This is a genomic window from Acidimicrobiales bacterium, assembly GCA_035316325.1.
Taxonomy (GTDB): Bacteria; Actinomycetota; Acidimicrobiia; order Acidimicrobiales; family VFJN01; genus DASXTK01.
Genome location: DATHJB010000231.1, coordinates 1 through 21,837 on the forward strand (window position 1 = coordinate 1; position 21,837 = coordinate 21,837).

The 21,837-nt window shown below is 70.9% G+C and carries 21 protein-coding genes and 2 tRNA genes; 14 read left to right on the forward strand and 9 right to left on the reverse strand.

Translation table 11 applies throughout. The features are described 5' to 3' along the window. The 3 genes from VK611_29985 to VK611_29995 form a co-directional block, all read left to right on the forward strand. Positions 1–992: replication initiator (locus tag VK611_29985; protein ID HMG45601.1), on the forward strand; the 992-nt coding region annotated here is incomplete at its 5' end. Beyond that, entirely contained in the window at positions 989–1,180 is a 192-nt protein-coding gene (locus tag VK611_29990) for a helix-turn-helix domain-containing protein (protein HMG45602.1), read from the forward strand. The genes VK611_29985 and VK611_29990, both read left to right, overlap by 4 nt. Before the next feature lie 42 nt (positions 1,181–1,222). Further along, positions 1,223–2,335, forward strand: coding sequence for a tyrosine-type recombinase/integrase (locus VK611_29995; GenBank protein HMG45603.1), 1,113 nt, complete (start codon positions 1,223–1,225; stop codon positions 2,333–2,335). A gap of 58 nt (positions 2,336–2,393) precedes the next feature. Here VK611_29995 and VK611_30000 read toward each other — a convergent pair. Both VK611_30000 and VK611_30005 read right to left on the reverse strand, forming a co-directional pair. Then, positions 2,394–2,470 (reverse strand) — tRNA-Val (locus VK611_30000). A 21-nt stretch (positions 2,471–2,491) separates the two neighbouring features. Continuing rightward, on the reverse strand, positions 2,492–2,986 hold the full coding sequence (locus tag VK611_30005; GenBank protein ID HMG45604.1) for a DUF523 domain-containing protein: 495 nt from the start codon (positions 2,984–2,986) through the stop codon (positions 2,492–2,494). Positions 2,987–3,023: 37 nt separating this feature from the next. Between VK611_30005 and VK611_30010 the strand changes: the two genes are divergently transcribed. Next, a complete protein-coding gene (locus tag VK611_30010) occupies positions 3,024–3,983 on the forward strand; it encodes a sigma-70 family RNA polymerase sigma factor (protein ID HMG45605.1) in 960 nt (319 codons plus the stop codon). 117 nt (positions 3,984–4,100) lie between these two features. Next, the gene (locus VK611_30015) at positions 4,101–4,979 is read left to right on the forward strand and encodes a phytanoyl-CoA dioxygenase family protein (protein HMG45606.1); all 879 of its coding nucleotides are present in this window, start codon (positions 4,101–4,103) and stop codon (positions 4,977–4,979) included. On the opposite strand, the gene VK611_30020 is transcribed toward VK611_30015, so the two are convergent. Together VK611_30020 and VK611_30025 are read right to left on the reverse strand one after the other, a co-directional pair. Further along, on the reverse strand, positions 4,956–5,378 hold the full coding sequence (locus VK611_30020; GenBank protein HMG45607.1) for an NUDIX hydrolase: 423 nt from the start codon (positions 5,376–5,378) through the stop codon (positions 4,956–4,958). The two genes, VK611_30015 and VK611_30020, sit on opposite strands and share 24 nt — an antisense overlap. A gap of 91 nt (positions 5,379–5,469) precedes the next feature. Then, positions 5,470–6,255, reverse strand: a complete 786-nt coding sequence (locus tag VK611_30025) for an inositol monophosphatase family protein (protein ID HMG45608.1) — start codon at positions 6,253–6,255, stop codon at positions 5,470–5,472. Positions 6,256–6,364: 109 nt separating this feature from the next. Here VK611_30025 and VK611_30030 point away from each other — a divergent pair, with 109 nt between their 5' ends. Beyond that, positions 6,365–6,931, forward strand: coding sequence for a hypothetical protein (locus VK611_30030; protein ID HMG45609.1), 567 nt, complete (start codon positions 6,365–6,367; stop codon positions 6,929–6,931). Between the two features lie 61 nt (positions 6,932–6,992). Here VK611_30030 and VK611_30035 read toward each other — a convergent pair whose 3' ends face one another. Together VK611_30035 and VK611_30040 are read right to left on the reverse strand one after the other, a co-directional pair. After that, positions 6,993–8,186, reverse strand: coding sequence for a CapA family protein (locus tag VK611_30035; GenBank protein ID HMG45610.1), 1,194 nt, complete (start codon positions 8,184–8,186; stop codon positions 6,993–6,995). Between the two features lie 19 nt (positions 8,187–8,205). Next, positions 8,206–9,108 (reverse strand): trypsin-like peptidase domain-containing protein, encoded by a 903-nt coding sequence (locus VK611_30040; protein HMG45611.1) that lies wholly within the window; start codon positions 9,106–9,108, stop codon positions 8,206–8,208. A 63-nt stretch (positions 9,109–9,171) separates the two neighbouring features. Between VK611_30040 and VK611_30045 the strand changes: the two genes are divergently transcribed. From VK611_30045 to VK611_30060, 4 genes are all read left to right on the forward strand, one after another. Then, positions 9,172–9,642, forward strand: coding sequence for a helix-turn-helix domain-containing protein (locus tag VK611_30045; GenBank protein ID HMG45612.1), 471 nt, complete (start codon positions 9,172–9,174; stop codon positions 9,640–9,642). Positions 9,643–9,788: 146 nt separating this feature from the next. Continuing rightward, entirely contained in the window at positions 9,789–9,986 is a 198-nt protein-coding gene (locus VK611_30050; protein ID HMG45613.1) for a hypothetical protein, read from the forward strand. Between the two features lie 62 nt (positions 9,987–10,048). Further along, positions 10,049–12,844 carry an AAA family ATPase gene (locus tag VK611_30055; GenBank protein ID HMG45614.1) on the forward strand — a complete coding sequence of 932 codons (2,796 nt, stop codon included), beginning with the start codon at positions 10,049–10,051 and terminating at the stop codon, positions 12,842–12,844. A 45-nt stretch (positions 12,845–12,889) separates the two neighbouring features. Continuing rightward, a complete protein-coding gene (locus tag VK611_30060; GenBank protein HMG45615.1) occupies positions 12,890–13,720 on the forward strand; it encodes a class I SAM-dependent methyltransferase in 831 nt (276 codons plus the stop codon). Between the two features lie 4 nt (positions 13,721–13,724). On the opposite strand, the gene VK611_30065 is transcribed toward VK611_30060, so the two are convergent. Further along, on the reverse strand, positions 13,725–14,387 hold the full coding sequence (locus tag VK611_30065; protein ID HMG45616.1) for a TetR/AcrR family transcriptional regulator: 663 nt from the start codon (positions 14,385–14,387) through the stop codon (positions 13,725–13,727). Positions 14,388–14,464: 77 nt separating this feature from the next. On the opposite strand from VK611_30065, the gene VK611_30070 reads away from it, so the two are divergent. Both VK611_30070 and VK611_30075 read left to right on the forward strand, forming a co-directional pair. After that, the gene (locus tag VK611_30070; GenBank protein ID HMG45617.1) at positions 14,465–15,442 is read left to right on the forward strand and encodes an expansin EXLX1 family cellulose-binding protein; all 978 of its coding nucleotides are present in this window, start codon (positions 14,465–14,467) and stop codon (positions 15,440–15,442) included. Between the two features lie 26 nt (positions 15,443–15,468). After that, entirely contained in the window at positions 15,469–15,849 is a 381-nt protein-coding gene (locus VK611_30075; protein ID HMG45618.1) for an MmcQ/YjbR family DNA-binding protein, read from the forward strand. Positions 15,850–15,851: 2 nt separating this feature from the next. Here VK611_30075 and VK611_30080 read toward each other — a convergent pair whose 3' ends face one another. Both VK611_30080 and VK611_30085 read right to left on the reverse strand, forming a co-directional pair. Continuing rightward, complete coding sequence (locus VK611_30080) at positions 15,852–17,858, reverse strand: M3 family metallopeptidase (GenBank protein HMG45619.1); 2,007 nt, start codon at positions 17,856–17,858, stop codon at positions 15,852–15,854. 24 nt (positions 17,859–17,882) lie between these two features. After that, positions 17,883–17,955, reverse strand: a tRNA-Ile gene (locus VK611_30085). A 1,120-nt stretch (positions 17,956–19,075) separates the two neighbouring features. Here VK611_30085 and VK611_30090 point away from each other — a divergent pair. After that, a complete protein-coding gene (locus VK611_30090) occupies positions 19,076–20,194 on the forward strand; it encodes a toll/interleukin-1 receptor domain-containing protein (GenBank protein ID HMG45620.1) in 1,119 nt (372 codons plus the stop codon). A gap of 128 nt (positions 20,195–20,322) precedes the next feature. Next, a complete protein-coding gene (locus VK611_30095; protein HMG45621.1) occupies positions 20,323–21,408 on the forward strand; it encodes an IS630 family transposase in 1,086 nt (361 codons plus the stop codon). Positions 21,409–21,837 lie beyond the last annotated feature (429 nt).

Genomic DNA, 21,837 nt, shown 5'->3' on the forward strand with positions numbered 1-21,837 from the left:
CGCTGCACTTCCCGAAGCTCGTAGACCGCTTCTGGCAGAACCTCCGACGCTGCGCCGGCTACCGCGTCCAGTACTTCGCCGCGATCGAAGCCCAGCGCCGACTAGCACCCCACCTGCACGCCGCCGCCCGCGGTGTCGTACCCCGGCGGGTGTTCCACGAGGCCAGGGCCGCCACCTACCACCAGCTCTGGTGGCCCGCCCACGACACGCCCGTCTACGTCGACCGGCCACCGGTCTGGACCGAGGCAACCGGCTACGTCGACCCCGACACCCGGCAGCCGCTCCCGACCTGGGACGAAGCGATGGGCGCGCTCGACGCGGACCCGGACGCCCGACCCGCGCACGTGCTGCGCTTCGGCACCCAGGACGACTACCAGGGCCTACTGGCCGGCAGCCCCGACGCTGACCGCAGCGTCGGCTACCTCTGCAAGTACCTCACCAAGAGCATCGCCGCGACCTACGACGGCGACGACATCGCTCCGGCCCGGGTGAGACACATCGACCGCCTCGCGAACGAGGTCCGCTGGCTGCCCTGCTCGGAGCGCTGCGCCAACTGGCTGCGCTACGGCATCCAACCCGACCACGCGGCACCGGGCATGGTCGCCGGGCACTGCAAGCACAAGGCCCACGATCGCGATCACCTCGGACTCGGCGGCCGCCGCGTGCTCGTCTCCCGGCACTGGACCGGCAAGACCCTCACCGACCACCGCGCCGACCGCGCCGCCGTCGTGAGGGCCGCGCTCGAAGAGGCCGGCATCGACCCCGACGACCATCACGACCTGTCCGCCACCGGAGAAGAGGACGGATGGTCCTGGGAACTGCTCGGCCGCAGCCAGGTCGACGAACGCATCTACATGGCCGCCATCGCCATCCAAATCGACACCCGCCGCCGCTGGCGAGACGAATACCAGCAGGCCAAAGCCCGAGCCGGACCACCCGGCTCACCCGTTCGGCAATTCGGCAACGACCACGAAGGGACGGTGAGGACATGAGCGACACGACGACATCGGAGCGGCTGCTGTACCGGGTGCCAGAGGCCGCTGGGGTGCTCGGGCTCGGACAAACGACGGTCAAGGCGTTGATCGCCTCGGGCGAGCTGCGATCAGTGAAGATCCGTGGGGCTCGCCGCGTCTCGGCGACCGCGCTGGCTGACTACGTCGCCGGCCTGGACGGGTTGTAGGTCGGCATGGCGAGTGTCGAGCGGCGAGAGACAACCCGTGGCGTGCGCTACGACGTCCGTTACCGCGAGCCTGGTGGGCGGCCTCGGACCAAGACGTTCCGACGGCGAGGCGACGCGGACCGATTCGCCCGCTCCGTCGAGGTCGACAAGGACCGCGGTCTGTTTACTGACCCGAAGCGGGCTCGGACACCGTTCGGGGTCGTAGCTGACCAGTGGCTGGCGTCGGACCCTGGCAAGCGGGAGAGCTCGGTGGCCCGAGACGAGATCATCGTTCGTCGCTACATCAGACCGGCATGTGGCGGGGAGCCGATCGCCGGGCCGGACACCCGTGACGTGCAAGCTCTGGTCAACGAGTGGGCGGTTGATCTGGCACCGAGCACGGTCGCGAGGCAGTTCAGCGTGTTGCGGGCGATCTACAACTACGCCGTAATGAACGAGATGCGACCTCGAAACCCGTGCCGAGGGGTCAAGCTCCCGGAGGTCGTGCCTGGCATCCGGCGGCGCGTCACGTCGGATGACCTGGCTCGGCTGTCGAGCGAACTGGGAGGTCCTGGTGCACTCGGCCCGACCGTGTACCTGGGAACGGTGCCCGCGATGCGCTGGGGCGAGGTCCACGCTCTCCGGGTGGGTCACCTTGACTTTGAGAGGTGTGGCGGCTGGGTCGACGAGACGATCACTCGGGGCCACAAGGGTCGCACGATGGTGGGTGAGCCGAAGTCGAGGAAGGGACGGCGGTTCCTGCCGTTCGGCGAGACACTGATGAGCGTGGTTCTGAGGCACATGGCCGCGAAGGGTCTCACCGTGGCGGACGTGGACGCCTTGCTGTTCACGGCGCCCACGGGGGCCATGCTTCGCTACAACAACTGGCTACGCCGGAGCTGGTACCCGGCGTGCACTGTGACCGGGCTCGGTCGGATGGTGACCGACCCCGCAACAGGCAAGCGGCGGTACGAGGGGCTCAACTTCCACGATCTGCGACGCAACAGCGGTCGAGGCATGGTCGCGGCGAAGGTCCACCCGAAGACTGCGCAAGCGATCTTCGGGCACGCCGACAGTCGCACGACGATGGACATCTATTCCGAGGCGGAGCTGGAAGCGATGCGGGCGGCTGTCGACGCCTTGGCCGAACAGTTCATGCCGGACGGCGCGCGATAGACGCGCGATGGACTCCGTCGTGGCGAACGCCCTGAACCGTCGTCCTGGGCGTTTGGGCTGGTGGGCGCAGAGGGACTCGAACCCCCGACACCTGCCTTGTAAGGGCAGTGCTCTAGCCAACTGAGCTATGCGCCCCGGTGGGCGGGATCGTTCAGGCTACTCCGAGGGTGGGAGGTCGCCGGAAGCGATGTCGTCCTCGCTGAGGACCTGGACGCCGGCGGCGCGCAACGCCGAGGCGGTGACCCCCTCGCCGGGGACGCGGGTGCGGGTGAAGGTGCCGTCGTAGATCTCGTGGCAGCCGCACGACGGGCTGCGGGCCTTGAGGACGGCGGCCGCCGCGCCCAGAGATCCCGCCAGGCGCACCGCGTGGGCGGCGCCCCGGGCGTAGGACGATGTGACGTCCGCACCCGACGCCGTCCGCACCCGGCCGTCGGCGACGCTGAGCTCGGCTCTGGGGCGAGGCGTCGGCAGGCCGCCGGCCGTCTCGGGGCACACCGGCACCAGGCGGAACCGTGCCCCGAGCGCCACCACCGCCTCGCTCGTGTTGGCCCCGCCCTCGTGGTTGCAGCGCACACCCAGCAGGCACGCCGACACGAGCAGTGGTCGGGAGCATCCCCGTTCCCCAGAGCCCTCGCCACTACGTTCAGCCACGCAACGACCGTAGTCCGACCCCACGGAAGGACCGCCGATGTCAGTGGCCCGGCGACGACCGACGAGCGACGGCACGCTCGACCTCACCCGCCGCTACCTGGGGGAGCTGGGCTCGTACCCCCTCCTCACCGCCACCGAGGAAGCCGAGCTGGCGGAGACGATCGCCCTCGGCCGTGAAGCCGAGGAACGCCTGGCGACCGGGACCGGCAGCGGCGCCGTCACCCGCCACGAGCGCACCAAGCTCCTCGCCGCGGTCCGGGCCGCCGACGACGCCCGCAGCCGGTTCATCCAGTCGAACCTGCGGCTCGTGGTGTCGATCGCCAAGCGCTACCAGTCGCCCGGCATGTCGCTGCTCGACCTCATCCAGGAGGGCAACCTCGGCCTCATGCGGGCGGTGGAGAAGTTCGACCACCGCAAGGGTTTCAAGTTCTCCACCTACGCCACCTGGTGGATCCGCCAGTCGATCGGCCGGGGCATCGCCGACAAGGGCCGCACCATCCGCCTCCCGTCGCACCTGATGGACCTCCTGTCGACGCTCACCCGCACCAGCGCCGGGATGCTCAAGTCGCTCGGACGGGAGCCGACCCCCCGGGAGCTGGCCGAGGAGACCGGCCTGCCGTTCGAGAAGGTGGAGGCGGCGCTGCACGCGGCACCCGACCTGGTGTCGCTGTCGGCGGCCATCGGCGACGACGGCGACCACGAGCTGGGCGACCTCGTGGCCGACAACACGTCGGAGACGCCGTTCGACCTGGCCGCCGCCGCCATCGAGCGCCGCGACCTGCTCACCCTGCTCGACAACCTCGACGCCCGCGAGCGTCGTGTCCTCGAGCTGCGCTTCGGCCTCGGCGACGACCGGCCCCAGACGCTCGACGAGGTCGGCCGCCAGTTCGGCCTCACCCGCGAGCGCATCCGCCAGATCGAGGCCAAGGCGCTCACCAAGCTGCGTCACCCCTGCTCGGCGCCCCGACGCCGCATGGTCGACTCCCTCACCGGCTGACCGGGCCCGACACCTCGCGGAACGCCCGCCGCCGCCCAGACGTCAACAAGGCAGGAGTTGGGCGAACCGGGAGGGACGATGAGCGGACTCGCGAGTCCGAGGGCAGAGCGCGGCCCGGTGGCGGACACGCCACCGCCGGCCATGACCGCCGAGCAGCGACGGCGCTTCGAGACCGACGGCTACGTCGTCGTCCCCGGCGCCCTCAGCCCCCACGAGGTGGCCCGCTACACCGGCGCCCTCGACCAGGCCTACGCCGAGGCCGAGCGCGACAGGACCCTCGCCCCCGACGGGTCGCTGCAGGTGCTCAGCGCGGTCCGGAACTGCCCGCCGCTCGCCGGCCTGCTCGACCACCCCGCCGTGTTCCCGCTGGTGTGGTCGGTGCTCGGCTGGAACATCCACGTCTGCCACTCGCACTTCAACGTCCACCCACCCCTGCACGAACCGGCCCTGTTCCGCTGGCGCTGGCACCAGGACGGCAGCCGCCAGTGCCTCGAGCTGGAGACCGACCCGCCGCCGCGGCTGTCGGTGTTCGTCGGCTACTGGCTGTCGGACGTGTCGACGACCGGGCGCGGCAACCTCACGCTCGTCCCCGGCAGCCATCGCCGCAAGTGGCTGCCCGGCCCACCCGATCCGACGACACCGTGGCCACCTCCGGCGGGCGCCCAGGAGCTGACGGCCCGACCCGGCGACGCCGTGATGTTCGACCGCCGCCTCTGGCACACCCGCTCGGAGAACTACTCCGACGTCGTCAGGAAGGTGGTGTTCCTCGGCTACACCTTCCGCTGGATCACCGCCCGCGACGACCTGACCGGCCTCGAAGACCAGCCGTGGTACCGGGCGCTCGGCCCGATCCGACGGCAGCTCCTCGGCGCCGACGACACGACGGGCGACCACCGGTGGGGCCACCGCCCCGACGACGTGCCGCTCTACGCCGCCCTCCATCGCGAAGGCCGACTCGACCCCGCGAACCGCCTACACCGCCGGTTCGTCCCCTGAAGCCCGGCGCAGGGCGGCGATCGCGGCGACCGTCTCGTGTTGCATGTCGGGCAGATCGTCGCGCGGGAACCAGCGCACCTCGGCGATCTCGGGCGACGACGGGGCAGCCGCGGCCGGGTCGGCGCCGTCGGCCGGCCGGGCCAGGAAGATCACGTCGACCCGCCGGGGGATGGGGTCGACCACCACCGCCGGCTCCCCCACCAGCTCGACGGCCAGACCCACCTCCTCGAACACCTCGCGACGGGCGGTGTCGGCCACGGGTTCGCGCCGCTGGGCCAGGCCGCCCGGCATCCCCCAGCCCCGGCGGTACACCTGCCGCACCAGCAGGACCGAGCCGTCGCCGCGCTCGATGATGCACGCCGCCCCCACCGTGAACGAGGGCGTGATGAGTCGGACCACCCATCGCCTGAGCTGACGCGGGAGCCGCTGGTAGATCTTCAACAGCGCCCTGTGGGCTCGGGCGAACACAGAAAAAGCAGCGTAGTTGCCGCTAACCGGCCGACCGGGGACTGTCCGGCCACCCCGGTGAGCGGCGGGCCGCCCGCACCTCGGCGTACAGCTCGGGCGTCGCCGCGGCCAGGGGCGTGCGGCGGGCGTCGTGGTCGAGGGTGACCAGCTCGCGGTCGAACGCCTCCCCCACCACCGCGCCCGCCTCCCGGCAGACCAGCAGGGCGCCCAGGTAGTCCCAGGAGCCGTGGGCCGACGGCGTGCAGTCGACGTAGGCATCGAGCGTCCCCTCGGCGACCGCGCACAGGTCGAGCGCCGCGGCGCCGAGCGCCCGGTACTGCCGCCAGCCCAGGTAGCGGGGCGGGAAGCCCGACAACCCGACCACGGCCCGGCCCAGCTCGGTCACCCCCGAGGGCTGCAACGGCTCGCCGTCGACGGTCGCCCCCGCGCCCCGCACGGCGACGAAGCGGCGCTGGTGCGGCACGTCGACCACGAGGCTGGCTCGGGGCCCGTCGGCATCGACGGCGCACAGGCTGGTGGCGAACCACGGGATCCCCCGCGACGCGTTGGTGCTGCCGTCGACCGGGTCGACCACGACCACCACGTCCTCACCCTCGTCCCCGGGATGGAGACCCGACTCCTCCGACAGCACCCCCACGCCGGCGGCGCCCAACACCTTGAGAGCCGCCGTGTCGGCCGCCAGGTCGCTGCGGTACTGGCCGGCCCGGGTGCCCGCGAGGCCCCAGTCGTCGAGACCACGCAAGGCGTCGCCGATCGCGCTGGCGGTGTCGTGGAGGAGGTCGACCAGTCGCGCGTCAGAGAGCGGCATCCCTGCTGGTCTACCAGTCGGACCCCCTGAACTGGGCTGATCGGGGTGCTCGAGGGCTCGCCCCGCAACGTGCATCGGGTGGTGACCCAGCGTGGCAGTCTGTAAGGCGATGGCCGTCATCGACATCGCCGGCTTCGTCGCCGACCTGAAGGACCACGCGATCGATCACGCCTTCCACGTGCACGACGAGCGGCACTTCGTGGAGACGTACTCGTTGGGTCAGAACTGGGAGATCGACCTGCACCCGGAGGAGGCGTGCGGTGGCCCGCTCGACCTCCACCTCGCCCTCGAGGTCGACCCCCGCACGCTGCTGTCCTTCGAGGACGCCATCGAGCAGCTCCCCGACGACGCCGAGCCGTCCGACACCTACGCCTTCCCCCTGGTGTTCACGTGGGCGCTGCCGCCGCTGCCCAATGGCCCCGACCTGCTGATCCTGGCCACCGAGCTGGCGGGCGTCGGCGGTGCCGGACTGCCGCTGGAGGTGTCGGCGATCGACTCCTACCCGTCGGTGACCGACGCTCCCGAGCGCAGCCTCACGATCGTGGCCCGGGTCGGGGTGTCGCTGGCCCGGGTGTTCATGGGCCAGGAGCAGCTGTGCGAGGTGCTCGACGCCTGCCTCGGCGTCAGCCGCTACCTCCTGGAACACGCCCCGAGCTGGCTCGCCGAAGAAGTCTGACGGGCAAACTGCGTGGCTGGTGGCTGCCCTGCGGCCGCCACACACGCAGTTTCGGGGAGGGTCACGTCGTCAGGCCCGCGGCGAGGGCGCCGCGCTGGTCGACGATCGACGTGGTGCGGTCCCGGGCCTCGACCAACCGGGGTTGCAGGGCGGGGTCGGTCGCCGGGTTCGCCAGCGCCTCGTCGACCGTGAGCAGGCGGACGGCCGGCGCGAACACCGTCACCAGCGGCTCGAACGCGGCATTCGTGACCCGCCACGTCGGCCCGATCTGGGTGAAGGTGAACTTCGTGAGCAGACCCTCCGACCGCTCCGGCTGGCGCTGGTTGGCGAGCATGTTGCCCATCCCGTAGACCACCCACTCGCCGTCGACGTTCTCCACCGGCTGCACCACGTGGGCGTGGTGGCCGAGCAGCAGGTCGATGTCGGGCGACCGGATCAGCCGGGGCGCCAGGTCGCTCTGCTGGGAGCTCGGCTCGTGGACGTACTCGTTGCCCCAGTGCAGCGACACGACCACCACCTCGGCACCGCGCTCCTTCGCGACCCGGGCGTCGGCGAGGATGCGCCCCTCGTCGAGGAGGTTGGCGCGCCAGGTCTCGCCGTTGGGGGCGGGGATGCCGTTGAACCCGTAGGCGTAGGAGAGCAGGGCGACGCGCACGCCGTTGGCGTCGAGCAGCGTGGTGACCGCGGCCTCCTCGGGACGGCGCGCCGAGCCGGCGTGGGCGATGCCGGCGGCGTCGAGGGCGTCGAGCGTGCGGTCGACGCCGGCGGCTCCCTTGTCGAACGTGTGGTTCGAGCCGGTGGTGCAGGCGTCGAACCCGGTGGCGGCCAGAGCAGGGACGATCTCGGGCGGCACCGAGAACACCGGGTAGCTGGAGAACGGCCCCTCCGGCGGAGCGATCGGGGTCTCCATGTGGCAGATCGCGAGGTCGGCGTCGCTCACTGTGGGCTGCACGCCCGCCAGCATCGGGGCGAAGTCGCGGCCGGGCCGACCCTGCGCGGCGGCGTCGGCCTCGGCCTGTCCCCACAGGGCGGTGTGCAGCAGCACGTCGCCCCCGGCCACCAGGGTGAACGTGCGGGGCGGGGGCGGCGCCGTCGTCGTGGTGGTCGGGGGTGGCGGTGGGGCCGCGGGCGGAATCGCGGGGGAAGCGACCTCGGTGCGTTCGTCGGGGTCCGACGCCGGCCGGTCGCCCACCAGGACGCACAGCCCCACGAGCAGGCAGGCGCCCGCCAACGACGATCTGGTTCCCCCAACCACTCACCTCGTGGCTAGCACATCACTCCGGCTCGGCGTCCGCCGGGGTGAAGTCGACCTCGATGTCGAGCTCGTCGGTGCCCCGCAGCACGTGCAGCCGCACCGACGACTCGGCGACGGCCCGATCGAGCGCCGCAGCCACGTCGTCGACCGACACCACGTCGGTCTCGCCGACCCGCGTGATCAGGTCGCCGGCCTGGAGACCGGCCCGGTCGCCGGGGCTGCCCGTCTCGACCACCCGCACGAGCACGCCGTCACGGTCGGGCAGGCCGACCGCCCGCCGGAGCCGCTGGGAGACCTCCGCCGGCGCCAGGGCCACGCCCAGGACACGCCGCTGGGGCGCCTCACCGGTCCGCAGCCGAGCGACCCGGTCGCGCAGCTCGGCGCCGGACGGGAGGGCGACCGTGAAGCCGTCGCCGAGGCGCAGGGTGGAGATGCCGAGCACCTTGCCGTCGCCGTCGACGACGGGGCTGCCCGACGTTCCCCGGGCCAGCAGGGCGGTGTGCTCGACCCCGTCGGTGATGCGGCGTCCCCGCGGTCCCCGAAAGCTGCGTCCGACGCCGGACACGGCCCCCGACGTCACCCGCACGCCGTCGCCGGTGCGGGCCACCGCGTGGACGACGTCGCCCAGCTCGGCAGGCCCCTCGGACCAGGTCAGCGGCGTCGCGCCCGCGGTGTCGACCTCCAGCACGGCCAGGTCGCCGTCGAGGTCGACGCCCAGCGCCCGCGCCTGGACGGCCCGCCCGTCGGCGAAGCCCACCTCGGTCGTGCGGTCGCGCAGGTTGTGGGCGTTGGTGACCACGATCCCTTCGTCGACCACGAAGCCGCAGCCGCGACCACCGTGGCGGCCGATGCGCACCACGCCGGACTCGGTGGCGCCGACGATTCGATGGGCGGTGTCGCGGGGCGAGTCGTTCGCGGGCATGATGCGTGCCTCCGGTTGTCAGTCACTTGCAAACTGCAATCGACTCTACAGAAGGTCAGCCGCATGCCAACCGCCCGTCGCCGCCCGAGCCCCAGCCGTCGTCGAACACCGAGCCCGCTGGCGGAGGCCGTCGCCCAGATCGGCGACCGCTGGTCGCTGCTGGTGATCGACGAGCTGCTCGCCGGGCCGCGCCGCTTCGGCGAGCTGCTCGACGACATCGACGGCCTGGCGCCCAACATCCTCTCCCGGCGGCTCAAGCAGCTGGAGGCCGACGGCGTCGTCGTCGCCGAGCCCTACAGCCGACGGCCGCTGCGCCACTCGTACCGGCTCACCGCGGCGGGCGACGAGCTGGCCGGGGTGCTGCGCCTGCTGGCCCGCTGGGCCTCCGCCCGCGACGGCAGCGGCACCGGCGGCCCCGCCGCGGTCGGCCTGGCCCACGAGACCTGCGGCACCGCGCTCGAGGCCGCCTGGTACTGCCCCACCTGCAACGAGCCCGTCGCCGACGACCAGACCACCGACCTCCACTGGCTGTAGAGCCCGAGCGGACCTCCACTGGTTGTGAGCGGAACGAAACTACGTAGACGTAGTCCCGACCGGCACCCCGCCTACGTCACGGGGGCGCGCGCGAATGCCGATGTCGACCGATGTGCCCGCATGGTTCAGAGGCGCACTCTGGACCCATGCTCAACTACGAAGTCACCAAGTCCCTTGCCAACGAGCGTCGGCACGAGCTGACGCAGCACGCCGTCGTCGCCCGCCTGGCCCGCCGCGTTCGCCGGAACCGGCGCCAGACCGGGCGCGACGACGACTCGTCCCACAGCTACATCGTGCTGCCGTCATCGACGGCCGCCGGGTCGGGCCATGCGATCGCCGCCTGACGGCCCAGGTGATCGTGCTTAATGACCGACGCGATCGGAAGGTGCAGACCTACGCTCTGAACGTGCTCGTAGGGCGTGCGGGGCTGTCGCCCGAGATGGTCGGACGGTCGATCGAACTGGACCGGCTCGTCGACCTGATCGGCGTCGGCGATGTACCCACGGTCGCGCTCGTGGCCGGAGAGGCCGGGATCGGCAAGACGCGTCTGGTCCAGGAGCTCGTCGCCCGAGCGCGCCGGGGCACCCTCGTCCTCGCCGGCCAGGCCGACCCCGACACCGCCGGTCGCCCCCTCGCCCTCTTCCTCGACGCCCTCAACTCGGTCGCCGCCCCCGCCGACGACCGCGGCACCGACACCGAGCGCGCCGAGCTCGAAGCCTCCGTCCGCGACTGCGACGCCCCCGCCGACGACCGCATCGCCGACGCCGTCGCCCTGGTCCGTCACCTCACCGCCGGGGTCTCGGGCCTCCTGGTCTTCGAGGACCTCCACTGGGCCGACGCCGAGAGCCTCAGCATCTTCGAGCGCCTCGCCGAGCCCGACGGCGGCACCCTCCTGCTGGTCGGCACCTACCGGCCCGACGGCCTGTCCCGCCGGCACCCGGCGTCCGATCTGCTCCCCCGGCTCGAGCGCCGCCACGCCGTCACCCACCTCCACCTCGGCCGCCTCAGCCCGCAGGACGTGGGCATCTTCCTCAACGCCGTCTACGGCGAGCTGCCGACGTTCCGCACCACCAAGGCGCTGCACGTGCGCACCGGCGGCAACCCGTTCTTCCTCGAGGAGCTGATCGCCGCGTCGCCGGCACACCCCACCTGCGACCTCGACGACACGCCACTGCCGTGGACGGTCAGCGAGCTCGTGCGCTCGCAGTACGACGACCTCGACCCCGAGGTGCGCCGCATCGTGGCGGCCGCGTCGGAGCTGGGGCGGCGCGTGCCCTTCGACGTGCTGGCCACCGTCACCAAGACCTCCGAGGACCACCTCATCGACCTGTTGCGGGCCGCGGTCGACAGCGGGCTGCTGGTGGAGACCGAGCCCGACGTGTTCGGGTTCCACCACGAGATCGCCCGTGAGGCCATCGCCAGCAGCCTGCTGGGACGCGAGCGGCGCCGGCTCCACCAGGCCGCGCTCGACGTCCTGCGGACCGCCGGCACCCCCGACCACGCGGCGATCGCCCGCCACGCCCGCGGCGCCGGGCGCCTCGACGAGATGGTCCAGGAGGCCCGCCTCGGCGCCCACGAGGCACTCGCCCGGGGGTCCACCTACCAGGCGCTGCAGCTGGCGGAGCTGGCGCTCGACGAGGCCGACGATGATCTCGACCTGCTCAGCACGGCTGCACGCGCCGCCTACCTGGCGGGTGTCATCGACGAGGGCGTGACCTACGGCGACCAGTGGCTGCAGCTGACCCGGGAGGCCGACGACGTGAGCGGCGAGGCCGACGCCCTCGGCCTGCGCATGCGCCTGGCCTACGAGACCGCCGACCTCGACGGGATGGCTGCCTTCACCGACGACCTGGCCGGCCTGGTCGACAGGCTGCCCTCCGACGAGGAGCGGGCCGGCGCCATGGCCGTGGTGGCCCAGTCGTACATGCTGCGCGACGAGACCGGCCCCACCATCGAGTGGGCCGACAAGGCCCACGAGCTGGCCGAGCGGGGCAACCTCCCCAAGGTGCGGCTGGCCGCCCAGGTGGAGAAGGGCTCGGTGCTGCTGTTCGACCCCCGCACCCGGCCCGAGGGCAAGGCCCTGCTGCGGGCCACGATCGACGAGGCCGAGCGGGCCGGCGAGCACCTGCTGGCCGCCCGGGCGCTCAACAACCTGGTGTGGCACCTGTTGGGTTGGGAGAACGCGGCGGAGGTGCGCAGCCTCATCGACGGGATCCGGGAGCACGCCAAGGCGGCCGGCTGGGAGGCCGGGGGCGGGCACACCGAGGCGCTGGCGCAGCTCGCCGCCGTCGAGGGCGATCTCGACGTCGCCATCGGCCACCTCGACGACGCCTACCTGGCCCACCACAAGCAGCTCTTCAAGCGGGGTCGCTGGCGGGCGGTGCGCCAGGCCGGCCTCGCCCTCGAAGCCGGCGACCTCGACGCCGCCGTCCGCTACACCGCCGAGGCGAAGCCCGTCACCGCTCGCACCGCGGCGGGGGTGGCCGGCCTCGACTTCCACCTCGCCGCCCGCCGGGGCGACCTGGACGCCACCCGGGAGATCATGCCGCGCCTGCTCGCGGCCATCGACGACGAGGGCGCCGGCGCCCCGTCGCAGGCGCACGACCTGATCGCCGCGGGCCTGCGCGCCGGCCTGACGTCCGACGAGCTGCGGCCGCTGGCCGATCGTGTCGGTTCCTACCCGCGGCACCGGCTGCCGCCCGACAACCCATGGGTGCGGTTCCTGGAGGGCCAGTTCGCCGAAGCCGACGGGAGGGTCGCCGAGGCCGCCGAGCTGTACGTTGCCGCCGCGACCAACCTGGGCAGCGCCCCGAGTGTGATCGCCGGCCACCGCGGCACGGTGCACGTGCGGGCGGCGCGGACGCTGGTGGCCCTGGGTCGCATCGACGAGGCCCGCGCCCAGGTGGCCGCGGCCGAGAAGTACCTGGCCCGCTGGCGGGGCTGGCGGGTGGACGAGCTGCGGGCGGTGGAGCGTCGCCTGGGTCTGGGCGACGAGCCCAGCGGGCCGGCGGTGCTGACGCCACGGGAGCGCGAGGTGGCGGCGCTGCTCGCCGAGGGGCTCACCAACTCGATGTTGGCGGAGCGGCTGTACATCTCACCCCGCACGGCCGCCGTCCACGTGTCGAACATCCTGGCCAAGCTGGGGATGTCGTCTCGCGCCGAGGTGGCGGCCTGGGCGGCGAGCGGCGGCATGGACTCGTAGCGAACTCGTCGGTCGGCGGGCCGGGTCCGCAGGTAGGTTCGTCGGGTGACCGACCCCGCCCTCGATCCGCCCGACGAGCCCGACTGGCTGGTGGCCAACCGGCTGGCGTGGGACGACCTGGCCCGCCTGCACGAGGGCACCGGGCTGTACGACCTGGCGGGCGTGGTGGCGGGCACCGTCAGCCACCTGCGGCCCTGGGAGCCGGTCGAGCTGGGGCCGGTCGAGGGGCTCGACCTGGTGCACCTGCAGTGCCACATCGGCACCGACACGGTGGCCTGGGCCCGACGCGCGGCGCGCACCGTCGGCGTCGACTTCTCGTCGGACGCCCTCGCCGTCGCCGATCGGCTCGGCAAGGAGTGCGGTCTGCCGATGGAATGGGTGCTGGCCGACGTCTACGCCGCCGACCACGTCCTGGAGGGCCGCACGTTCGACGTCGTCTACACCGGCTACGGCGCGCTGGGCTGGCTGCCCGACCTCGAGCCGTGGGCCGACGTGGTCCGCAACCTGCTGCGGCCGGGCGGCGTGCTGTACGTCGCCGAGCTGCACCCGATGTGGATGGCGGTGATCGAGGACGGGCGCACGGTCTGCCAGGACGCCATCGACGCCGACCTGGTGTCCTACGACCAGGACGGCTCCTACGCCGACCGGGAGGCGCACCTCGACCACACGGTCACCTACGAGCGGCTCCACTCGACCGCCGACCTGCTGACCGCCGTGCTCGACGCCGGCCTCACGATCGAGCTGTACCACGAGCAGGACGTGTCGCCGGCGCCCACGGAGTGGCTGGAGCTGCAGGACGACGGCCTCTACCACTTCCCCGACGGGATGGTCCGCTTCCCCCTCTGCTACTCGCTGCGGGCCCGCCTGCCCGGCTGAGGGGCTACCGGTCGGCCGGCGGGTCGAGCCCGAAGTGGTTCAGGACGAACGTCTCCAGGGGCGCCAGGAGGTTGGGCAGATCGGCGGCCTCGCCGGCGGCGATCTTGTTGGTCGCGAGCGAGCTGATCGCCCCGACGAGCGCCTCGAAGTCGAAGTCGTCGAGCGGGCGGACGGGCTCACCCGCGGCGGCCAGCTCGGTGTGGAGCTCCCGCAGCATCGCCACGAAGTCGAGCTGGATCTGCCGGCGGTGCAGCGCCGCCTGCGGGCCGACGGCGTACAGCTCCACCAGGCACACCCGGGCGCCGTCCGGGAACTCCGCCATCTCCCCGAGGTAGGCGGACAGCAGGGTGTGGAGTCGTCGGCGGGGCGGTGGCCCCGGTGGGTTGCGCTCGTGGAGCCGCACCACGAACTGGTCGACGCACCAGTGGAAGGCGGCGACGAAGCAGTCGGTCTTGTCCTCGAACTGCTCGTAGAAGGTGGCCCGCGAGACCTGGGCCCGCCGGACGACGTCGGCGACGGCCACGTTGGCGTAGCCCTTCTCGGCCACCGCCGCGACCATCGCCGTGAGCATGCGGTGGCGCTGCCACGCGGCCACGTCCTCGCGGCTGCGCCGTGCCCCGCGGGTGCGGTTCCGGCCGTCGGCCTCCTGCCTGGTCTCCCCCGCCATGGCTGCCGACCCTACGCCGGGGGACATGCCCGTACACGTCTACGGTGTCGGGGATCGGCTGGGCATGGGCGCGGAGGGTGGGGGTCGGCGTGGGCGCGGTGGCGGCCGCGGCGGTCGTCCCGATCCCGGTCGACCCGGCAGTTGCCGAGGTGGTGCCCGGCGACGGCATCGCCACCCACTACGACTCGGTCGACGGCGGGAACTGCTCCTTCACCGGGCCTCCCGCCGACCACCTCGACGTGGCGCTCGACGAGGCCGAGTACGGCACCGCCGACGCCTGCGGGGCCTACGTCGACGTGGTCGGCCCGTCCGGCACCGTGCGGGTGAAGGTCACCAACCGCTGCCCCGAGTGCCCGCTGCACCACCTCGACCTGTCGAAGACGGCGTTCGCCCGCATCGCCGCGCTGGAGGCCGGGCAGGTGCCGATCTCCTACACGCTGGTGCGCAACCCGCCGGTCGCGGAGCCGATCACGCTCCGGGTGAAGAGCGGGTCGTCGCGATGGTGGCTGCAGATCCAGGCCGACGACCACGGCAACCCGCTGGCGAGCTTCGAGCTGCGGACGGGCGACGGCTGGCGGCCGCTGGTCCACACCCAGGACAACTTCTGGATGGCCGAGAACCCCGGCCCGGGCGACGGCCCCTTCACCGTGCGGATCACCGACATCTACGGCCAGAGCGTCACCATCGACGACGTCGGCCTGGCGGTCGACCAGGTGCAACGCACCGACGCCCGGCTCTACGGCTCGGGCACCCCGGCTCCCCCACCGCCCCCACCGCCGTCGACCACCACCACGGCGGCGCCGCCCACCACCACGACCGCCGTACCGACGACGACCACCACCGCGCCGGCCACGACCACAACGAGCTCGACGACGACGGCCGCACCGGACGACGAGGTCGAGCGGGTTGTCGCCACCGCGGAGTCCCGCCCGATCGGACCGTCGGCGCTGGCGCTCGCCGGCCTCACCTTCGCCGTGGCGGCAGGCGCCGCCGTCGTCCTCCGCCGCCGGTCCGACGGGGGTCAGGGCGGCGGCGATTCGGCGGCGCAGCCCTGAGTCTGGGGCGCGTAGCGTTCGTGGCCATGGCGCACCCGCGGATGTACAGCGACGTCGATCCCTACCTCACCGAGCTGCGTCGCATCTGCCTCGCCCTGCCCGAGTGCTCGGAGGTCGAGGCCTGGGGCCGGCCGACGTTCCGGGCCGGCAAGAAGATCTTCGCGGTGTTCACCGGCAGCGAGGAGGAGCGCTACACGGTGGTCTTCAAGCCCGACGTCGACGAGCGACCTGCCCTCGTCGGCGACGACCGCTTCCACGTGCCGCCGTACTTCGGGCCGGGCGGCTGGCTCGGCCTCGATTTCACCGCCGCCCCGGTCGACTGGGACGAGGTGACCGAGCTGGTGGAGACGTCGTACCGCCAGGTCGCCATCAAGCGGATGCTGAAGGCGCTCGACTCAGTGTCCTAGTCCTAGTCCTCGTCGTCCTGGCCCTCGTCACCGGCCTCGGGGAGCAGGCCCCGGCGCTTGAGCAGCGGGTCGATGTGAGGGTCGCGGCCCCGGAAGTCGCGGAACGCCTGCATCGGGTCGACGCTGCCGCCCCGCGACAGGAGCGTGCGCCGGAAGTGGTCGCCGTTCTCACGGGTGAGGCCGCCGTTCTCCTCGAACCAGTCGACGCTGTCGGCGTCGAGCACCTCGCTCCAGATGTACGAGTAGTACCCGGCGCTGTAGCCACCGGCGAAGATGTGGGCGAAGTAGCTGGTGCGGTAGCGAGGTGGCACCAGGGCGACGGCCACCCCGGCGTCGGCCAACGCCTGGGCCTCGAACGCCTCGGCGTCGTCGACGGTCTCGCCGGGCGCCAGCGTGTGCCAGGCCCAGTCGAGCAGCGAGGCCGCCAGGTACTCCAGCGTGGCGAAGCCCTGGTTGAACTTCTCGGCCGCCTGCATCTTCTCCACCAGCTCGGCCGGCATGGGCTCGCCGGTCTCGTGGTGGCAGGCGTAGTTGGCCAGGATCTCCGGCCACGTGGCCCACATCTCGTTGACCTGCGACGGGTACTCCACGAAGTCGCGGGGCACCTCGGTGCCCGACACCCGCGGGAAGTTCACGTCGGAGAACAGGCCGTGGAGGGCGTGGCCGAACTCGTGGAAGGCGGTGCGGACCTCGTCCCAGGTGAGCAGCGTCGGGCCCTCGGCCGGCTTGGTCACGTTGAGGTTGTTCATCACCACCGGCAGCTCGTCCAGCAGGTGCGACTGGTCCACCAGGTTGTTCATCCAGGCGCCGCCCCGCTTGGTCGGGCGGGCGTAGGGGTCGACCAGGAACAGGCCGATCGACGAGCCGTCCTCGTCGAACACCTCGAAGGCGGTCACGTCGGGGTGGTAGCCGTGCAGGTCGGGGCGCTCCCGGAACGTCACGCCGTAGAGGCGGCCGGCGGCGTAGAAGACACCGTCGCGCAGGACCCGGTCGAGCTCGAAGTAGGGGCGCATCTCGGCGCTGTCCAGGTCGTAGCGGGCCTTGCGGACCCGCTCGGCGTAGAACGACCAGTCCCACGGCTCGACCGCGTAGCCGGCCTCCTCGGTGAGGGCCTGCGCCTCCCGCGCGACGTTGGCGACCGTCGGCGGCACCAGCTTGGTCAGCATCTCCTCGACGGCGTCGGCGGTCTTGGCGGTCTGGTCGGCGACGGCGTAGGCGGCGTGCGTGGGGTAGCCGAGCAGCTCGGCGTGCTCGGCCCGCAAGGTCGCCATGCGGACGGCGATCTCCCGGTTGGCGACGGCCCGCCCGGTCGACACCTCGTAGAGGCGCCGGCGGGTGGCGCGGTCGGTCACTTCGGCCAGCGCGGGCTGGTTGGTGTAGTTGTGCAGCGGCAGCCGGTACGTGCCGTCGTCCTGCCGGGCGGCCTTGAGATCGCTCTCGGACAGGCCGTCGAGGAGCGCCGGGTCGTCGACCACCAGCGCCTCGGCGGTCGACGCGTCGAGCAGGTTCTGCTGGAACGTGGTCGACAGGCGCGACAGCTCCTGGTTGATGGCCCGCAGACGCTCCTGCTGGGCGTCGTCCAGCTCGGCGCCGGCCCGCACGAAGTCGACCCGGTACTTCTCCAGCAGCCACGACTCCTCGTCGTCGTCGCCGTCGACCTGACGCAGCCGTTGGTAGAGGGCGCGGTTGAGGTAGACGGCGTCACGGTGCTCGGCGAGGCGGGGCGAGATCTCGGTCTCGATCGCCCGGACGGCGTCGGTGGCGTCGGACGCGGCGACCGCGAAGAACGCCATCGCCGCGCGCTTCAGCAGCTGCCCCGACCGCTCGATCGCCGCCACGGTGTTGGCGAACGTGGGCGGCTCGGGGTCGGCGACGATGGCGTCGATCTCGGCGAGCTGCTCCGCCATCCCGCGCTCGAACGCCGGGAGGTAGTGCTCGTCGCGGATGTCCGCGAACGGCGGCAGGCGGTAGGGCAGGGTGCTCGACCCGTAGAGCGGGTTCTCGGTCACGCGGCCTCCTCGTAGGTGTCCGGGTGGGGCCGGTGGGGTTCGAACCCACGACCGAGGAATTATGAGTTCCCTGCTCTAACCACTGAGCTACAGCCCCGATTGTCTGACCTGCTCAGCAGCTACATCTCAACACCTCGATAGTGGACAGGTACAAAGCACAGCATGACCAGAGCAGGAGACTTGCCTGCCAGTCTGGCGGAGTGGTGGGAGAACGTCGCCTGCTCCCTCCGTCGCCGGAACCGGTCGGACCAGACGATCACCCTCCACCGCCGCTCGTATGAGCGTTTCTGGCGTTAGGCGATCGAGTACAAGCACGTCACCGACCCTACGGCAGTCACAGCGGCTGTCGTGAACAGGTGGGTCGATCAGCTCCAGACTGCCGTCGCTCCGACGACGGTCGCGATCCACTGGCGTGGCTTGCGGCCATTCTTCTCGTGGTGGGCGAAGGATGCCGGCAGGCCGAACCCCTTCGAGGATGCTGACGTCCTCTCGGCCGAATCGCCGGCACCGGAGTGATCCACCAGGGACGACGTCCGGGCGCTTCTTGGGACCTGCAAGGGTCGGGACTTCGTCGCCCGGCAAGACGAGGGGATCATCCGCGTCCTCTACGACGCGGGCCCGCGCCTCGGTGAGCTCGTGGCGCTCCATCTCCCGGACTGGGACCGCCAGTCCGACCTGCTGACCCTGCGGGGCAAGACCGGCATGCGGGTTGTGCCGGCGTCGGCGTCGACTGGCGAGGCGTTCGCCCGCTACGTCCGCGTCCGGGCCCGTCACCCGGCGGCCGACCTGCCGGCGCTGTGGCTGGGCCAGAAGGGCGCCCTCCGGGGTTCGGGCGTCGCCCAGATGCTGCCCGCCCCTGCGCGAGCTGGTCGGGCTCCCTCGCTTGCATCCCCACACGTGGCGCCACATCGTCACCCACGAGTTCCGTGTCGCCGGCGGCTCCGAGGGACCTGCTCTATCTGGCCGGCTGGGGGTGCCACCGCCATGGCCCACCGCTACGGCCGCTCCGCCGCCGCCAAACGCGCCCGCGAAGCCCATCGGCGCCTGTCCCCCGGCGACCGCCTCTGATGAGCAGCCACTGAGCGCAAAGTTGCCTCCGGGGGCTGCACCTGTGAGCCATCTCGGTGAAACTCTATATCTCCCGCAATCACGATTCTGCGGCTCACCGGGGGGCGTACTGTACGAGCCTTGAAGCTTGAATCGGATGGAGAGCAGCAGTGGAATTCAAGGGGTTTATGAGCTATGTGCATGACGATGACGCACACGAAGGGGGTCGCATCACAGAGATTCGCGGCCGACTGTCGTCTGAAGTCAAGTTCCAGACCGGCAAGGATTTTCCCATCTTTCAAGATATACAAGATATCTTCGTTGGCGAAAATTGGCGCCGCACAATACATGGCTCCATAGATGGATCAACTTTCCTGCTGGCCATCATCACACCTTCGTTTCTTCAGAGTTCGGCCTGCCGGGATGAGGTAAAGAGTTTTCTGCAACGCGAGGCAACCCTTAATCGAGATGACTTGATCATCCCAATATTGTATTCTGATGCTCCCGGGCTACACGATTCGTCAGACGAGATAGCTACTGAACTGGCAGCGAGACAGTACGATGATTGGCGCGAGCTACGCTTTGTGGGACTTGACTCACCAGCTATTCGAGAAAAGCTTGCGACGCTCGCCGCACAGATTTCAGCTTCTTTCGAACGAACGGCGACTCACCCCGTTTCAATCTCCGCAGTTGATGCCGGCGTGCCGGATGAGTTTGGTGGCGACTCACCTGGGTTCATCGAGCTTGTCGCAGCAGCTGAAGAGGCTATGCCTCAGTTCGCCGAAAGCGTAGCTGTGTATGCTGCAGCACTGGAAGACGCGAGCCAGAAGATGGGCGAAATCACAGCTGAGATTGAAGCTGCGGTAGCAAGAGGCAAGGGCTCTGCCGCAAGGCTGACAGGAGCTCGACGTCTTGCGAGCGCATTAGAGGGACCAACAGCGGAGATGGAAGAAGCCTCCCAGACCTATGTCGAACAGCTGACGAGGGTCGACGGCGGATTGCGAGCTTTGATTGAACGTGTACCTGAGCTTCAGGACGAAGAGGACATAGCAGCTGCCCGCGAGCTTCTCGAACAGCTGCCGCGACTTGAGGCCGCAGTGTCCGAGGGCATGGATGGCATCGCAGGTTTTCAGAATGCCATACGTGAGGCCGGACAGCTGTCAAGCACGTTGAGACCTATCTTCAGGCGGATGTTCGCATCATCGCAGCAACTCTTAGACAGCCGCGATGTGTTCACGGAGTGGAAAGAAGGCCTTCGAGGAGCCCTCGCCCAGCTGGATCATCAGTGATCGCTCACGGGCTCGGTCGTCGTCTAGTGGGGTGTCGCTGAAGTAGCCGCAGGTAACCGGGTCCGCGTCGGGGGCGGATGGTGGGGTCACGATGGCGTGGTTGCTGTCGTTGATCGCAGGGGGTTGTTGTGGCTCGTCCGCCGTCGGTGTTCGTGCGGGAGTTGTCGCCGGAAGAGGCGGTGAAGCTCCGGCGGCTGTCGCGGGGCTCGAAGGTCTTCGCTGTGCGGCTGCGGGCGCAGATCTTGCTGGCGTCGGACACACGGTCTTCGGCACCGGAGATCGCTCGTGTGTTGCAGACCGATGAGAACCAGGTGCGGCGGGTGATCGGCGAGTTCAACGCTGATGGGATGGCGTCGTTGCGCCCTCCTATCGGGGGCGGGCGCCCGAGGAAGATCGATGACACCGCTCGAGGGCGGATCCGTGCCATCGCTCTCGCCCGTCCCCGTGAGCTCGGAGAACCTGGGACCCGCTGGTCTCTGGCGACGCTGCGTCGCTACCTGATCCGCGGGCGCATCGTCGGGTCGATCAGTCGGGAGCACCTGCGCCGGGTCCTTCAGTCGATGGGGATCACCGCGCAGCGAACCCGCACGTGGAAGTGGAGCACCGACCCGCTCTACGAGCCCAAGAAGAACTGGGTGCTGGCCGCCTACCAGGGCGCGGAGGCCGGCACCCTCGACGGGGTCGTGGTCTCCTTCGATGAGTGCGGCCCCATCTCGCTCAAACCGCATGCGGGTCGGGGGTGGTTCCGACAGGGTCGGCCCGATCGTCAGCGGGCGACCTACAACCGCAACCACGGGACCCGGAAGCTGTTGGGGGCCTATGACGTGGGCGCTGACCGGTTCTGGGGCCGCCTTGAGAAGCGATCGGTGACCGCCAAGGTCATCCTCGAGTTCCTCAAAGACGTTCGTCGCCGCTACCCGCCCGAGACCACGGTCTACGTCGTGATGGACAACCTCTCGGCGCACTGGACACCTGCGATCCGACAGTGGGCGATCGAGAGCAACGTCGGCCTCTTGCCGACACCGACCAACGCCAGTCATCTCAACCGCATCGAGTGCCACTTCTGGGCCTACGTCGAGTTCGTCATCAACGGCAGCGACTACACGGACTGGTCGGAGTTCTCGAAGGCCAGCCAGGCCTACATCCGCCGCCGCAACCGCGACCACCACGACCCCCGGATCCTTGAGTTCGAGAACCGCCGCAGAGTCGCCTGAAGACAGTTACCGGCGGAACGTTTCGCGACAGCCCACTAGCAGGTCGGGCGTCAGCGTGTGCGTTGGCCGGAGTGTCGGCCGGGCCGTCAGGCAGACGCCGGCTGCGACGGCCAGACACCGTCGCAGCCGGCGCTCTTGATCTGACAGAGCCAAATTCGGCAGCGCCGTCAACCCGAGGCGCCGCGCGGGCCCTCGGTGGCTACTTGTAGTCGAAGAGGCATGCCGCAGGGTCACAGGACGTGGGCCGATCAGCGGCTTAAGGCTGTGAACCTACGACAGGTCGCGAGGCAATGGCCGCTGTCTAGTGGGGTGTCGCTGAAGTAGCCGCAGGTAACCGGGTCCGCGTCGGGGGCGGATGGTGGGGTCACGATGGCGTGGTTGCTGTCGTTGATCGCAGGGGGTTGTTGTGGCTCGTCCGCCGTCGGTGTT